Annotated in this window: 13 protein-coding genes; 9 read left to right on the top strand and 4 right to left on the bottom strand. The window is 75.2% G+C overall.

The window, feature by feature from the left end; all coding sequences use genetic code 11:
• Positions 1 to 94: 94 nt before the first annotated feature.
• The 4 genes from hmgA to ACIG3E_RS34875 all read left to right on the top strand — a co-directional run bounded on the left by hmgA (position 95) and on the right by ACIG3E_RS34875 (position 4,575).
• Positions 95 to 1,438, top strand: coding sequence for a homogentisate 1,2-dioxygenase (gene hmgA / locus ACIG3E_RS34890; protein WP_399623938.1), 1,344 nt, complete (start codon positions 95 to 97; stop codon positions 1,436 to 1,438).
• A 52-nt stretch (positions 1,439 to 1,490) separates the two neighbouring features.
• The gene (locus ACIG3E_RS34885) at positions 1,491 to 2,240 is read left to right on the top strand and encodes a GntR family transcriptional regulator (RefSeq protein ID WP_144002582.1); all 750 of its coding nucleotides are present in this window, start codon (positions 1,491 to 1,493) and stop codon (positions 2,238 to 2,240) included.
• Between the two features lie 25 nt (positions 2,241 to 2,265).
• A complete protein-coding gene (locus ACIG3E_RS34880) occupies positions 2,266 to 3,465 on the top strand; it encodes a type ISP restriction/modification enzyme (RefSeq protein WP_399623935.1) in 1,200 nt (399 codons plus the stop codon).
• Positions 3,466 to 3,588: 123 nt separating this feature from the next.
• The gene (locus tag ACIG3E_RS34875) at positions 3,589 to 4,575 is read left to right on the top strand and encodes a zinc-binding dehydrogenase (RefSeq protein WP_399623933.1); all 987 of its coding nucleotides are present in this window, start codon (positions 3,589 to 3,591) and stop codon (positions 4,573 to 4,575) included.
• Positions 4,576 to 4,714: 139 nt separating this feature from the next.
• Here the strand turns inward: ACIG3E_RS34875 and ACIG3E_RS34870 are convergent, their stop codons facing one another.
• From ACIG3E_RS34870 to ACIG3E_RS34860, 3 genes are all read right to left on the bottom strand, one after another.
• Positions 4,715 to 4,984 (bottom strand): hypothetical protein, encoded by a 270-nt coding sequence (locus ACIG3E_RS34870; protein ID WP_399623932.1) that lies wholly within the window; start codon positions 4,982 to 4,984, stop codon positions 4,715 to 4,717.
• 116 nt (positions 4,985 to 5,100) lie between these two features.
• Positions 5,101 to 5,919 (bottom strand): anti-sigma factor domain-containing protein, encoded by an 819-nt coding sequence (locus ACIG3E_RS34865; protein ID WP_399623930.1) that lies wholly within the window; start codon positions 5,917 to 5,919, stop codon positions 5,101 to 5,103.
• The gene (locus ACIG3E_RS34860) at positions 5,916 to 6,458 is read right to left on the bottom strand and encodes a sigma-70 family RNA polymerase sigma factor (RefSeq protein ID WP_399623928.1); all 543 of its coding nucleotides are present in this window, start codon (positions 6,456 to 6,458) and stop codon (positions 5,916 to 5,918) included. The genes ACIG3E_RS34865 and ACIG3E_RS34860 overlap by 4 nt, the downstream gene beginning before the upstream one ends.
• A gap of 207 nt (positions 6,459 to 6,665) precedes the next feature.
• On the opposite strand from ACIG3E_RS34860, the gene ACIG3E_RS34855 reads away from it, so the two are divergent.
• The 4 genes from ACIG3E_RS34855 to ACIG3E_RS34840 all read left to right on the top strand — a co-directional run bounded on the left by ACIG3E_RS34855 (position 6,666) and on the right by ACIG3E_RS34840 (position 12,772).
• Positions 6,666 to 8,210 (top strand): DUF4331 domain-containing protein, encoded by a 1,545-nt coding sequence (locus ACIG3E_RS34855; protein WP_399623926.1) that lies wholly within the window; start codon positions 6,666 to 6,668, stop codon positions 8,208 to 8,210.
• A gap of 1 nt (position 8,211) precedes the next feature.
• Positions 8,212 to 9,555 carry a tetratricopeptide repeat protein gene (locus ACIG3E_RS34850; protein ID WP_399623924.1) on the top strand — a complete coding sequence of 448 codons (1,344 nt, stop codon included), beginning with the start codon at positions 8,212 to 8,214 and terminating at the stop codon, positions 9,553 to 9,555.
• 77 nt (positions 9,556 to 9,632) lie between these two features.
• Positions 9,633 to 11,012 carry a nickel transporter gene (locus ACIG3E_RS34845; RefSeq protein WP_399624023.1) on the top strand — a complete coding sequence of 460 codons (1,380 nt, stop codon included), beginning with the start codon at positions 9,633 to 9,635 and terminating at the stop codon, positions 11,010 to 11,012.
• Between the two features lie 44 nt (positions 11,013 to 11,056).
• Entirely contained in the window at positions 11,057 to 12,772 is a 1,716-nt protein-coding gene (locus tag ACIG3E_RS34840) for a serine/threonine-protein kinase (protein ID WP_399623922.1), read from the top strand.
• Between the two features lie 40 nt (positions 12,773 to 12,812).
• Here ACIG3E_RS34840 and ACIG3E_RS34835 read toward each other — a convergent pair whose 3' ends face one another.
• Positions 12,813 to 13,634, bottom strand: a complete 822-nt coding sequence (locus ACIG3E_RS34835; RefSeq protein ID WP_399623920.1) for an SGNH/GDSL hydrolase family protein — start codon at positions 13,632 to 13,634, stop codon at positions 12,813 to 12,815.
• A gap of 234 nt (positions 13,635 to 13,868) precedes the next feature.
• Between ACIG3E_RS34835 and ACIG3E_RS34830 the strand changes: the two genes are divergently transcribed.
• Complete coding sequence (locus ACIG3E_RS34830; protein WP_399623918.1) at positions 13,869 to 14,225, top strand: hypothetical protein; 357 nt, start codon at positions 13,869 to 13,871, stop codon at positions 14,223 to 14,225.
• The last annotated feature ends 10 nt before the right edge of the window (positions 14,226 to 14,235 follow it).

Raw genomic sequence — 14,235 nt, 5'->3', positions numbered from 1 at the left:
CGGGGAAATGACGAATCCTACGGTGTTCCATAGGAATCGTTGGCGAGGACGCCGGCGTCGGCCCGTCGTGGGCCAGGGAGCCGAGGGAGCTGTCATGAGCGGGGACCAGCCGAAGGACGACAGGGGCAACGCGCGCAAGCTCGCGGAGGGGCTCACCTACCTCTCCGGCTTCGGCAACGAGCACAGCTCGGAGGCCGTCCCCGGCGCCCTGCCGATCGGCCGCAACTCACCCCAGCGCGCCCCCCTCGGCCTGTACGCGGAGCAGCTGAGCGGCACCGCGTTCACCGAGCCTCGCGCCCACAACCGCCGCTCGTGGCTGTACCGGGTGCGCCCCTCGGCCGCCCACCCGTCGTTCACCCGGACCGACAACGGCGCGATCCGCACGGCCCCCTTCACCGAGACCGTGCCCGACCCCAACCGCCTGCGCTGGGACCCGCTGCCGGAGCCCGCCCCCGGCACCGACTGGCTGGCGGGCCTGTGGACCCTCGGCGGCAACGGCGACGCGACCCAGCGCACGGGCATGGCGGTGCACCTCTACCACGCCAACGCCTCCATGGACCGGGTCTTCAGCGACGCCGACGGCGAGCTCCTGATCGTCCCCGAGCACGGCGGCCTGCTCCTGCGCACCGAACTGGGCCTGCTGCACGCCGAGCCCGGTCACGTCGCCCTGATCCCGCGCGGCGTCCGCTTCCGCGTCGAGCTGCTCCACGAGAGCGCCCGCGGGTACGTCTGCGAGAACTACGGCGCGGCCTTCCAGCTCCCCGACCTCGGCCCGATCGGCGCCAACGGCCTCGCGAACGCCCGGGACTTCAAGGCCCCGGTGGCGGCGTACGAGGAGGTGGAGGGCCCCGTCGAGGTCGTCAACAAGTTCTGCGGCAACCTCTGGACGGCGACGTACGACCACTCCCCGCTCGACGTGGTCGCCTGGCACGGCAACCACGTGCCGTACGTGTACGACCTGCGCCGCTTCAACGTCATCGGCACCATCTCCTACGACCACCCCGACCCGTCGATCTTCACGGTGCTCACCTCGCCCTCGGACACCCCGGGCCTCGCGGGCGTCGACTTCGTGGTCTTCGCGCCGCGCTGGCTGGTCGGCGAGGACACGTTCCGGCCGCCGTACTTCCACCGGAACGTGATGAGCGAGTACATGGGCCTGATCGAGGGCGCGTACGACGCCAAGACCGCCGGAAAGGGGGGCTTCGTGCCGGGCGGCGGCTCGCTGCACAACATGATGTCGGCGCACGGCCCCGACCGGGAGACCTTCGAGAAGGCCAGCGCCGTGGAGCTGAGGCCGCAGAAGATCGACGACGGCCTCGCGTTCATGTTCGAGACCCGCTGGCCGGTGACCGCCACCGAGCAGGCGGCTTCGGCGGACCACCTGCAGCGGAGGTACGACGACGTGTGGCAGGGTCTGGAGCGTCATTTCCGGCCGTAGCACCACCACTTCCGGCCGCTGTCCGCGTCGTCTCGGAAGTACGGAGTTCCCTGTGACCGCTTTCGCCCCGGACTCGATCGTCCTGAACCGAAAGCTGCCGCTGTGGTATCAGGTCTCGCAGTCGCTGCGCGCCTCGATACTCGGCCGGGCGCCGGACGCCCCGCTGCGCCTGCCCACCGAGGAGCAGCTGGCGGGGCACTACGGCGTCAGCGTGCTCACCATGCGCCAGGCCCTCAAGGAGCTGGAGGACGAGGGCCTGATCAGCAGGCACCGGCGGCGCGGCACGTTCATCGAGCCGGACGTGCGGCGCGGCTCGCCGGTGCGCCTGCTCGGCTCGGTCGACGCCATCGTGGCGCAGCAGTCCGGCATGGACACCAAGCTCCTGTCCCACGGCCGGGAGCAGGTGCCCACCGACGTCGCCGAGCACTTCCCCGGGCTCGCCGAGGTCGCCACGTACCACCGGCTGCGCAGCGACGCCAGGACCGGCGAGCCGACCAACCACGCGCGCAACCACGTACGTCCCGACCTCGCCGAGCGCATCGACCCGACCGACCTGGAGCGCTGGCCGATGACGAAGGTCCTGCGCGACGTGGTGGGCGTGGCGATCTCGCGCATCACCGACACCGTGGAGGCCCGGCTCGCCGACCCGGAGACGGCCCGGCTGCTCCAAGTGCCGCTGCTCAGCCCGATCCTGCACTACACGGGCATCACCTACGACACCGAGGGCCGGGCCCTTGACGTGGCCCGGATCCAGTACCGGGGCGACCGCTTCTCGTTCACCGTCACGCTCGACGCGACCTGATGGCCGCCTCCCGGCGCGTCGTACGATGCCGGGCGTGACGTACGACGACGCGCCGCCGCTCGCCGATCTCATGCCGTGGTCCGTCGCGCCGCTCCGGCCGGGGCGCGGGTGGCCGATGGCGCCCGACGCCGCGTCCCTCAGGGCCCGTTGGGACGCCTTCGTCCGCGCCGACGCGGCCGGGCGCGAGGCGCTGTTCGGGCCGACCCGGGCACGCACCCTGCACACCTCGGTCGCGCAGCTGCCCGGGTGCGGCGGCGGCACGGGGCGCCTCGCCCGTGAGGACGGGCCCTGCGCCGAACCCGTCCGGGTGGTGCACGGGCCCTTCGACGAGCAGTGGCTGATACCCGACCACCGCCTCCTCGACGCGGCCCGCCCCGAGCTGTGGCGGGTGGCCGGTGCCGAGCAGCTCTTCCTCACCGAGCAGGGGTACGTGCCCGACCCGGACGCCGGACCCGCGGTGCTCGCCTCCGCGGTGCTGCCGGACGGGCGCTCCCCCGCCGGGCGGCCCGGCCGCATCCGCCCGCTCTACCGACGTCCTGGTGGCACCGAAACGAACGTTCTATCCGGTCTGTTGGAACACCTCTCCCGGCTGTACGGCACGGGTGTCGCCCCGGAGGACTTCCTGGCCTGGACCCTGGTCGCCGCGCGGGCCACGCCCGCGGGCCCCGTCGTGCCGCTCACGTCCGCCGCGGACGCCTGGGCGCGGGGCGTGGAGCTGGGGCGGCGCGCGCTCTGGCTCCAGCTGCGCGGGGCCGCGGGAGAGCGGCCGAAACTGCCCGGCGGGCGGCGGCCGTACGTGCGGGCGCCGCTGCCCGCACACCCCTCCGGGCTCGCCTACGACGCCGAGGACGAGGCCCTGCGGATCGGCGAGGGCGGGCTCATCTCGCCCGTGCCCGCGGGCGCGTGGGACTTCCGGGTCAGCGGGGTGCGGGTCATCGAGCTGTGGTTCGAGCGGCGTGCGGCCCCGGCGGAGCCCGGCACCCTGGAGGCCGTCCGGCCCTCGGCGTGGCCCCAGGCCTGGACCTCCCAGCTCCTGGAGCTGATCACGGTCCTCGCCCTCCTCGCGGAGCTTCCCGCCCTCCCGGAGCCCTCCCCCGCCGACGCGCTCACGGTCGCCGACCTGCACGCGGCGGGCGTCCTGCCCGTCCCGGCGGCGGCCCGGCGCCCGGCCTCGGTCCTCGACCACCACGAGGAGGGGCCGGAGGGGCAGTTCGCCCTGCTCTGAGGCTGGTCCTGTAGGGGTCGGGCGTGGGGCGGACCCAGTCACCCGACAGAGGCGGCCCCTGCCCGCTCCCACCTAGCGTCGAGAGCGTCATCGCCCGCCCCCACCGCCCGGGAGGAACCACCCATGCACGCCATCCGACTGCACGCCTTCGGCGGCCCCGAGGAACTGCGGTTCGAAGAGGTCGGCGACCCCGAGCCGGGGCCCGGCCAGGTCCGGATCGCCGTACGGGCGGCGGGAGTCCACCTGCTCGACACGGCCCTTCAGCGCGGCGCGGGCGACGAGCTGCCGTTCCCGCTGCCCGACCTGCCCCTGACGCCCGGGCGCGAGGTGGCCGGGGTCATCGACCGGCTCGGCGACGGCGTGGCCGACGCGTGGCTCGGGCGCCGCGTCGTCACGCATCTCGGCCTGGTCAACGCCGGCTACGCCGAGCTGGCCGTGCGCGAGACGGAGGCGCTGTTCCCGCTGCCGGACTCGGTGTCGTACGAGGCCGCGATCGCGATGGTCGGCACCGGCCGGATGGCGCTCGGCGTCCTGGAGGTGGCCGCGCCCGCGGCCGACGACGTGGTCCTGGTGACCGCGGCGGCGGGCGGCATCGGCACGCTGCTCGTGCAGGCGGCGCGGAACCTCGGCGCGACCGTGGTGGGCGCGGCGGGCGGCCCGGACAAGGCCGCCCGCGTCCGGGCCCTCGGCGCGGACGTCGCCGTCGACTACGACCGCCCGGACTGGGCGGAGGAGGTGCGCGCCGCGCTCGGCGGCCGGGAGGTCGACGTCGTCTTCGACAGCGTCGGCGGGGCCGCGGGCCGGGCGGCGTTCGACCTCCTGGGCTACGGCGGGCAGTTCGTGCTGTACGGCTGGTCGGCGGGGGCGCCGACGGAGTTCACCTCCCAGGACCTGCACGCGCGCCTGATCACGGCGACGTACGCGCTCGGCCCGCGCGTCCTGCGGGTGCCCGGGGGCCTGCGCGCGCTCCAGGAGCGCGCCCTCGCCGAGGCCGCGAGCGGCACCCTCGTACCGACCGTCACGACGTTCCCACTACGTGACGCGGCCGCCGCGCACACGGCGCTGCTCGGCCGCGCCACGGTCGGCAAGGTCGTCCTGCTGACGCCCTGAAGGGGCGCGGGGCTGTGTTGATATGCGGCTCCGCCGCGGAGAGGGGAGTCATCGGTGCCCGCCGCGTGCCGGGAGTGACGGCGGGAGAGGAGGAAGCGCGGGCGCCCCAGGGCGAGACCGGAGGCACCCGCGCCCGAGGTCAGTGGCCGCCGAAAAGCGAGCGGCGCAGTCTGCGCAGCGGTGCGAACAGCGAGACACGGCGCACCTGCGCGCGCTTGCCGCCCCGGTCGTGCGCGGCGCCACGCGAGGTGAGCTCACGCATCAGCAGGGTCGCCTCGGCCGCCTCACGCTGCGGAATGGCAGGGCCACCCAGCACCGAGAGATGGCGGTCGAGACGCGAACTGCTCGCGCCGCTCCCACATGTGATCGCAGGGACCCTCGCCCTGCTGCGCACTGTTATCTGTTCCATGTCACTCCCCACCCGTACGAGGGCACCCGGCCCAGGGCAGGTTAACCCTATCGCCCCACCATGACACTCGTGTATCCCGGTGGCGGGATTCACCTTCTCCACAAGGACGTTGACGGTTACTCTCCGAATCCAACTGATTCCAGGGTGAGTTGGACGAGAGGCCTACTGGTGGGCCGCGCGGAGCCGCCGTCGGGTTCGATGGTGACAGCGAGTGATTTCGCTCGCGTGCTGAGATCCTTCGCGACCACCGGCGTTTCGCCATCGAGCAGCCCGAGCGAACGGGGCGCGGCCCCGGCGCGCATCACCCACAGTTGATGCGCGCGCCCGTCCGGAGGCCGCCCGAGGCCCCTGACGCTCACCACGGCCCGCCGCTCCGCATGGGACGCGACCACGCCGATGCCCCGCCCCCGGGCGTCCCGTCCGGTGCTCGCGCGGGCGTCGGGCGCGGCCAGGACGTGGGCGATCTCACGTGCGGCCGCCCGCTCGTCGGACAGCTCGCCGTCGGTGCGGACCAGCGCGAGGGCGAGGAGACCGACAGCCACGAGGGCGAGCACCACGCCGGACACGGCCAGCGCGAGCGGAGCCCGGCCACGAACACGGCGCTCCGGCACCACCAAGGGCGCGGCGTCCCGCCCGGCGGGCTCCTGGGCCGTGGTGCGCACGGCGGCGAGGATGCGCTCCCGCAGGTCCTCGGGGGCGGGGACGGAGGCCGCGCGCGCCAGGCGCACGGTGTCGGCGGCGAGCGCGCGCACCTCCCGCGTGCATCGGTCGCAGGCGGCCAGATGCTCCTCGAAGCGGCGCGTCTCGTCCGGGTCGAGGGCGTCGAGCGCGTACGGCACGGCCAGGGAGTGCAGGGAGCGCAGCGGGCCGCCCGGCCAGAGGCCGCCCGCGTACCGGCGCAGGCGGCTCAGCGGTCCGGGTTCCGCAGGGCTCATGCGGCGGCGCCCAGGCAGTCGCGCAGGCGCAGCAGGCCGTCCCGCATGCGGGTCTTGACGGTGCCGAGCGGCACGGACAGGCGCCGCGCCACCTCCCGGTAGGTGTAGCCGTCGTAGTAGGCGAGGGTGAGCGCCTGGTGCTGGAGGTCGGTCAGGCGCTCCAGGCAGCGGCGCACCCACTCGCGCTCCAGGCTGCCCTCCACCGCCTCGGCGACCTGGTCGAAGGCCGGGCCCTCGCCGCGGTGGGCCAGGCGCCGCTCGCGGTCACCGGCCGCGCGGGCGCTGCGCACCCGGTCGACGGCCCTGCGGTGGGCGAGCGTCAGGATCCACGACAGGGCCGTGCCGCGCGCCGGGTCGAAGCGGGCCGCCGTGCGCCACAGTTCGAGCAGCACCTCCTGGGCCACCTCCTCGGACTGCGCCGGATCGCGCAGGACACGCCGCACCAGGCCGTAGACCGGCCCGGACACCAGCGCGTACAGCTCCTCGAAGGCCTGGTGGTCGCCGTCGGCCACCCGTGGCAGCAGTGCGTCCGCGTCCACAGCCGTCCCCCCACTCTCCCGGCATCCCGGGCGCTCAATTCTGGACTCGGCGGAGATTCGGGGCGAGCCCCCGGACCGGATTGGCGCGGCGCCGCGGAATTCACCGGCCGCGGGCCAATCCACCGCCGCCCCCGCGCCGAATGGCATGCGTCAGGCGGGCCGTGCGGTCAGCGCGCGGCCCCTACCGCCGAACTGAGGACGGACGCGATGACAGCAGTCGTCACACGCCGCGCGCGGCGCCGCGGGATCCGTGGCGTCGCCGCGCTGGTCTGCGGGGCACTGGCCACCGGGGGGCTCGCCGCCGCCGGGGTCAGCACGCTTCGACCGGAGGCCGCGCGCGCCTCCAGCCACCGGGAGGCCCCGCTGATCTCGGGGCAGCCGCAGTACGACAACACCGACGTGTACGCCTTCGTCAGCCCCGACAAGCCCGACACGACGACCCTCGTCGCGAACTGGCTGCCGTTCGAGGAGCCGGCGGGCGGGCCGAACTTCTACCCGTTCCCCGAGGACGCCCAGTACGACGTGCACATCGACAGCGACGGCGACGCGCAGGGCGACCTGCTCTACCGCTGGACCTTCGACACGCGCACCAGGAACGGCGACACCTTCCTCTACAACACCGGTGAGGTCACGAGCCTGGACGACCCGGACCTGAACGTGACGCAGACGTACGACATCGACCTGCTGCGGCTGAAGGACCAGGAGGTCGTGTCCACCAAGAAGATCGCCGACGACCTGCCGATCGCGCCCTCGCACGTGGGCAAGGCGTCCATGCCCGACTACGGCAAGCTGCGCGACCAGGCCGTGCGCAAGCTCCCCGGCGGCACCACCTCCTTCGTGGGGCAGGCCGACGACCCCTTCTTCCTGGACCTCAGGGTCTTCGACCTGGTGTACGGCAAGGACCTGTCGGAGGTCGGCCGGGACACGGTCGCCGGGTACAACGTGAACTCGGTGGCGCTCCAGGTGCCGAGCGCCGAGATACGGCAGTCCAAGGACCAGCCGACCGTCGGCATCTGGTCGACGACCCAGCGCAGGAACGCGGCGGGCAAGTGGACCCAGGTGTCCCGGCTCGGCTCGCCCCTGGTGAACGAGGTCGTCGTCCCGATGAAGGACAAGGACAGGTTCAACGCCTCCGCGCCGTGGAACGACGCGCGGTTCCTGCCGTACGTCCAGAAGCCGGAGCTGCCGCGGATCATCGAGAAGCTCTACAAGATCAAGGCGCCCAAGGAGCCCCGCAAGGACCTGGTCTCGGTGTTCCTCACCGGCGTGAAGGACCTCAACCAGCCGCCGAACGTACGGCCCGCCGAGGCGCTGCGCCTGAACACCTCGGTCAAGCCCGCCGAGACGCCCAAGCGGCTCGGTGTCCTCGACGGCGACAACGCGGGCTATCCGAACGGGCGGCGCCTGAGCGACGACGTCCTGGACATCTCGCTCCAGGTCGTCGAGGGCGAACTCGTCGGCCAGAAGAACGACTTGGGCGACGCGGTCGACACCAACGACAAGGCCTTCGGGCGCTCCTTCCCCTATCTGGCGCTGCCCACGGCCGGGTCGCGGGGGCCGGTGGCGGGCAAGGACGGCACCAGCGCGCGCAACGCCCTCAGCGGTGGCGCGCCGCCCGTGGGCTCCGGCTCGTCCGGCTCCACCGACACCGTGCTGATCGCGTCCGCGGGCGTGGGCGGCGCCGGGGTGCTGCTCGTCGGCGCCGGTCTCCTGTGGTGGCGGCGCACCCGGGCCACGGCCGGAGGTGCCTGAGGTGAACCACGTCTCCGGCCGCGGGCTCCTCGCCGCCGCCGTCCTCGCGGTCGCGCTGACCGGCGGGGCGCTGGCGCTCGGCGGGGTGCCGTCGGACCCGGGCAAGGGGCGGCCGTCAACGGCGGCCGCCCCGCCCGCCGCGCGGGGCGGGGCCCCGGACGCCACCGCGAACCGGCTGCTCGCCGCCGACCTGGACCGCGGGGTGGCCGCGCTGCGGGCGCGGCTGCGCGCCCGGCCCCAGGACGCCCGGTCCTGGGCCGCGCTCGGCACCGCGTACGTCGAGCAGGCCCGGCTCCGCGGCGACCCGTCCCGCTACGCGGAGGCCGAGCGGGCCCTGGACCGCGCGCTCGCGCTGCGCCCCGGCGACGACTCCGCGCTCGCCGGGCAGGCCGCGCTCGCCGCCGCCCGGCACGACTTCGGGGGCGCCCTGCGGTACGCGGAGCGGGCGCTCGCCGTGAACCCCTACAGCGAGGGGGCGCTGGCCTCCCGCGTCGACGCGCTCGTCGAACTCGGGCGCTACGACCGGGCGGCGCGGGCCGTGCGGGAGGCCGACGCGCGCCGCCCCGGCGTCCCCGTCTTCACGCGGTACGCCTACGTACAGGAGCTGCACGGCGACGTGGCCGGTGCCCGGCGCGTGCTGCGCCGGGCCGCGACGGCGGCGCGGTCCCCCGGGGACGTCTCGTACGTCGCCACGGCGCTCGCGCAACTGGCCTGGCGCCAGGGCGAGTACGCCGCGTCCCTGCGCCACTGCGCGGCCGCGCTGCGGGCCGACCCCGGGAACCTGCCCGCCCTGGAGGCGCGGGGGCGGGCCCGGGCGGCGCGGGGCGAGACGGAGGCCGCGATCGCCGATCTGCGCACCGTCGTCTCCCGGCGGCCGCTGCCCGGGACGCTCGTGGCCCTCGGGGAGCTGTACGACGCCCACGGGGAACCGGCGCGCGCCCGCGAGCAGTACCGGCTCATCGACTCCTGGGTGCGGCTCGCCCGCGCGCACGGGGTCAATCCCGACCTCGACACCGCGCTCGCCGCGGCGGACCACGGCGACCGGGCCGAGGCGCTGCGCGCGGCGCGGGACGAGTGGAAGCGGCGGCACACCGTGCACACGGCGGACGCGCTGGCCTGGGCCCTGCACGTCAACGGGCACGACCGGGAGGCCCTGCGGTACGCGCGGCGCGCCACGAGGACGGGGGTGCGGGAGGCCTCCTTCCTGTACCACCGGGGAGCCATCGAGTCCGCCCTGTCACCCGGGGCGGGCCACAAGTGGCTGCGAGCCGCGCTGGACCTGAACCCCGGCTTCTCCCCCCGGGGCGCCGGGGAGGCGCGACGCCTTCTGGGGGTGCACCGGTGACCGCGCCTGCGACCCGCCGCCCCCTCCCCGCCGCTACCGCGGCGGGACTTCCCACCCACCCACCCGAATCGCCCCGGCTGCACAAGGCCTGGCGGTGGGCCCTGCGGAGCCTCGTCGTGCTCGCCGTCCTGCTGGGCGCCGCCGCGCCCGCCCACGCCCACCCCCTCGGCAACTTCACCGTCAACCAGTACGACGGCCTGCTCCTGGCCCCGGGCCGCCTGAGCGTCGAGCACGTGGAGGACCTCGCCGAGATCCCCGCCGCGCAGGCGGAGCCCGCCATCGACCGCGAGGGAAGGGACCGTTGGGCACGGGAGAGGTGCCGCGCGGCGGCCGCGCGGGGCCGGGTGGAGGTGGGCGGGCGGAGCGTCGCCCTGCGCACGGCCGCGGCCACGGCCCGCGTGCGGCCGGGCCAGGCGGGCCTGCCCACCGTCCGGGTCGAGTGCCGCATGACCGCCCCGCTGCCGCCCGGCGCCCTGACGGTCCGCTTCCGCGCCGCGCCCCAGGCCGCCCCGGGCTGGCGGGAGATCACCGCGCGCGGCGACCGCATGGCCCTCAGCGGTTCGAGCGTGCCGCGCACGTCCCGCTCCGAGCGCCTCACCCGCTACCCGCCCGGCGCCTCCCCGCCCGACGCGACAGCCGCCTCGCTGCGGGCCCGCCCCGGCGGCCCCGCCCTCGCCGACGAGCCGCCCACGGCCCCCGGCTCGGCCCTGCCGCGCGCCGCGACCGACGCGCTCACCGGCCTGGTGGCCCGGCACGACCTCACCCCGGCCTTCGCGGCGCTCGCGCTCGGCACCGCCGTGCTGCTCGGCGCCCTGCACGCGCTCGCGCCGGGCCACGGCAAGACCCTGATGGCCGCGACCGCCGCCGCCCGGGGCAGCGCGTCGGCGCGGGACGTGCTGCCCCTCGCCGCGTCCGTGACGCTCACGCACACCCTCGGCGTGGTGGCGCTGGGGCTGCTGGTGGCGGGCGGCTCGGCGGCCGCGCCCTCGGTCGTCGCCTGGCTGGGCGTGGCCAGCGGGGCCCTGGTGACGGGCGCGGGCGCGCTGCTCGTACGGCGGGCCTGGCGCCGCAGGCACCGGCCTACGCACCCCCACGCACACCCGCACCACCACGCGCGCCCCCACCCGCCGCCCACCCTGCGCGGCACCCTCCTGCTCGGCTTCGCCGGTGGCCTCGTGCCCAGCCCCTCCGCCGTCGTGGTGCTGGTGGGCGCGGCCGCCCTGGGCGAGGCCTGGTTCGGCCTCCTGCTCGTCCTCGCGTACGGGGCGGGTCTTGCCGTCACGCTGACGGCGGCCGGGTTCCTCGTCGTACGGCTCGGCGCGGTGGCGGGACGGCGCCTGGCCCACGGCCGCACCCCCGGCCTCGCCCGCCGCTTCGCACCGCTGGGCTCCGCCTGCGTGGTCCTCGCCCTCGGGTGTGGATTGGTGGTCAAGGGGGCTGCAACGGCGCTCGGTTGAGCTACTTTTGTGGAGAATCGCACGGCTGCGAATGGGGGGGGACCGTGACCGGTCAGGCGCGCGTGATCGCGGGGCGTTACCGCCTCCTCTCCCCGCTCGGCGAGGGCGGCATGGGCACGGTGTGGCGGGCCCGGGACGACGTGCTCGGCCGTGAGGTCGCGGTCAAGGAGGTCCGCGCGCCCGCGGGCCTCCCGGCGAGCGAGGTGGAGCGGCTGTACGCGCGCCTGGAGCGCGAGGCCTGGGCCGCCGCCCGCATCCCCCACCGGAACGTGGTCACGGTGTACGACGTGACGCGCGAGGAGGGCCGCCCCTGGATCGTCATGGAGCTGGTGCGCGGCCTGGCCCTGTCGGACGTCCTGGAGGCCGAGGGCCCGATGACGCCGCAGCGGGCCGCGCGCGTGGGCGCGGAGGTCCTCGGCGCCCTGCGGGCCGCCCACGGCGCGGGCGTCCTGCACCGCGACGTGAAGCCGGGCAACGTCCTGCTCGGCAACGACGGCCGCGTCGTCCTCACGGACTTCGGGATCGCGATGGTGGAGGGCAGCTCGGCCCTGACGATGACGGGCGAGGTCGTCGGATCGCCCGAGTTCCTCGCCCCGGAGCGGGCGTTGGGGCAGCGGCCGGGACCCGAGTCCGACCTGTGGTCCCTCGGCGTCCTGCTGTACGCGGCGGTGGAGGGCGTCTCTCCGTTCCGGCAGGACACCCCGCTGAGCACGCTGCGCGCGGTCGTCGACGAGGCGCTGCCGCCGCCGCGCGACGCCGGGCCCCTGGCGCCGGTCATCGAGGGCCTGCTCCGCAAGGACCCCGCCGAGCGCGCCACGGCCGCCGACGCCGAGCGCGATCTGCGCCTGATCGCCGAGGGCCACCCGCCGAGCGGCGGACGGGACGTTCCGTACACGCCGACGGCGGTCGCCCACCAGCCGCCGGTCCCCGTGCCGCCGCCGCCCGGCGGCCACGCGGCCGCGCCCACGGCCACCGCGGGCGCCCCGTACGGCGGTACGACCTCGACGACCACGCCCGAGAGACCCCGCTCGCGGCGCGCGGCCGCGGCCCTCGTCGCGGGCGCCGCCGCGCTGGTGCTCGCCATCGGCGGCCTCACGTACGCACTCGTCAACGACGGCGACGGGAACGGGAACGGCGGGGGCAAAGACGCCGGTAGCAACTCCGGCGCCGACGCGGGCGGCGGCAGCGGGGGCGGCGGCACCGGAGGAAAGGACGGCGGTGGAAGCGGGGGCTCCGACGGCGGCGGCAGCGGCGGTTCGAGCGGGGGCGGCGGCACCAACGGCGGGGGCGGCAAGGGCGGTTCGACGGACGGCGGCTCCACCCACGGCGGGGGCTCGGGCGGCGGCACGGGCGGGGGCACCACCAAGCCCCCGCCCCAGTCCGTGCGCGTCTCCCTCACCGGCCACGGCACGGAGTACGCGGGGGCCTGCCCGCCCGCGCAGGCGGCCTCGTTCACGGCGACGTTCACCGTCGGGCGCGTCCCGGTGACGGTCGAGTACCGCTGGATCACCGCCGAGGGCGAGTCCGACGACCCGGGCTGGAAGTCGCTCTCGTTCCCGGCCGGGGGCGGGAAGACCAAGCAGGTCAACCACACGGAGCAGCCGGGCACCACGAGCGGGACGTACCACAACGAACTCAGCGTCGAGGTCCGCTCGCCCGTGACGGCCACGTCCAATGCCGTGGCGTACTCGGTGACGTGCGAGGAGGAGCCCACGACGGGCGGGGGCTCCTCCTCGTCCTACGGGGCCTTCGCGCCCTGAGGGCGCACCGGCCGCGCCGGGCTCCGGCGCGCGGCGGGCCTCAGGAGGCGTTCCTGCTGAAGACGGGCAGATAGCCGCCGGACTGTCCCGCGGCGGTCGGGTGGTACGACTCGCCGATGTTGGTCCAGACGACGCTGTTCAGCCACGGGGCGCCGGAGCAGATCTCGTGGCCCGCGAACGTGGTGGTGACGTCCCCGAAGGCGAAGCCGTGGTCGGCGGCGCGCTTGGCGACGGCCGCGTTGAGGTAGTCGGCGCCGCCGTTGATGGCGCTCCGCTCGCGCTCGGACAGACCGGCGAGGCAGCTGCCGTCGAGCTTGTAGAAGCGGGGGTAGCCGAGGACGACGACCCGGGCGGACGGCGCCTTGCTCTTGATCGCCGTGTACACGCGGTCGAGCTTGCCGGGCAGGGTCGAGTCGACGTAGGCCTTGGCCTGGTTGACGCGCGCCACGCAGCTGTCCTCGGACTGCAGGACGCAGGTCGTCATGACGTCGCTGAAGCCCGCGTCGTTGCCGCCGACGCTGATCGAGACGAGGCCGGTGCCGGAGTTGAGCGGCCCCAGCTGGTTGGCGAGCACGTCGTCGGTGCGCGCGCCGGAGCAGGCCGTGAAGCTGAACCCGGAGGGCGAGTTGGCGGCGGCCCACAGCGCCGGGAAGGCGCGGGTGCTGCGTTTACAGCCGCCACTGCCGCTGTCGTAGCTGCCGGCCCCGACGCCGGACGAGTAGGAGTCCCCGAGCGCCACATAGGCGGGGGCCGCGCTCCGCGGGGCGCCAGAGTCGGCGTGCGCGGCGCCCACCCCGGTGAGGGTGGCGGCCGCGGCGAGGAGGAGCGACGCTGCATAGGCCGTGAAACGGGACAATCTCATGGTGCCTCCTTGAGCAGGATTTCCGCCTGGACAGTGGTAGCACCGCACCACCGCCGTCGATAGTGTTCATGACAATCAATTCTTCAGTAATTCCCTTGCCCGCTCCGCGAGTTCACCGATCATCCGACGGAGTGACGGCGAACATCTGCGCGCTCCCTGCGCGTCTTGACGAGCCGCCGCCGACTGCGCCACATTGAAGCCCGGCATCCGGCGCGTCGGGGGGCAAAGTCGCCAATGCAGACCATCAGGTTCAAGTCGTCGCACAGGGATCTGAGCCCGTTGCTCACGGGCGCGGCCGTCACGGCCGGGTGCGTCGGGGCGCTGTTCGCGCTGCTCGACCTCTCCTCACCGGTGCGCGGACCCCTGACTCTCTTCTTCCTCGTCGCCGCCCCCGCCGCCGCGCTCGCGCCCTGGCTGCGGGGGCTCGACCCCTGGGGCCGTGTCCTCGCCTCCGTCTCGGCGGCCCTCGTGGTCGACCTGCTGGTCGCCCAGGCCATGCTGGCCCTGCACGTGTGGTCGGTCCGCGGCGGCGTCGCGGCGGTGGCGGGGATCAGTTCGGTCATCTTCCTGTCGGCATTGGCGCGGCGCTAGCGCCCCCGCG

Source organism: Streptomyces sp. NPDC053474, assembly GCF_044544845.1.
Taxonomy (GTDB): Bacteria; Actinomycetota; Actinomycetes; order Streptomycetales; family Streptomycetaceae; genus Streptomyces.
Note: the sequence above shows the minus strand (reverse complement) of the source record. Positions and strands in the feature narration are given on the sequence as shown.

What these genes read in the sequence shown, in the direction of transcription:
- ACIG3E_RS34875 (WP_399623933.1), top strand. Translation starts at nt 3,589, where the DNA reads ATGCACGCCATCCGACTGCACGCCTTCGGCGGCCCCGAGGAACTGCGG.
- ACIG3E_RS34835 (WP_399623920.1), bottom strand. Translation starts at nt 13,634, where the DNA reads ATGAGATTGTCCCGTTTCACGGCCTATGCAGCGTCGCTCCTCCTCGCC.
- hmgA (WP_399623938.1), top strand. Translation starts at nt 95, where the DNA reads ATGAGCGGGGACCAGCCGAAGGACGACAGGGGCAACGCGCGCAAGCTC.
- ACIG3E_RS34870 (WP_399623932.1), bottom strand. Translation starts at nt 4,984, where the DNA reads ATGGAACAGATAACAGTGCGCAGCAGGGCGAGGGTCCCTGCGATCACA.
- ACIG3E_RS34855 (WP_399623926.1), top strand. Translation starts at nt 6,666, where the DNA reads ATGACAGCAGTCGTCACACGCCGCGCGCGGCGCCGCGGGATCCGTGGC.
- ACIG3E_RS34865 (WP_399623930.1), bottom strand. Translation starts at nt 5,919, where the DNA reads ATGAGCCCTGCGGAACCCGGACCGCTGAGCCGCCTGCGCCGGTACGCG.
- ACIG3E_RS34830 (WP_399623918.1), top strand. Translation starts at nt 13,869, where the DNA reads ATGCAGACCATCAGGTTCAAGTCGTCGCACAGGGATCTGAGCCCGTTG.
- ACIG3E_RS34880 (WP_399623935.1), top strand. Translation starts at nt 2,266, where the DNA reads ATGCCGGGCGTGACGTACGACGACGCGCCGCCGCTCGCCGATCTCATG.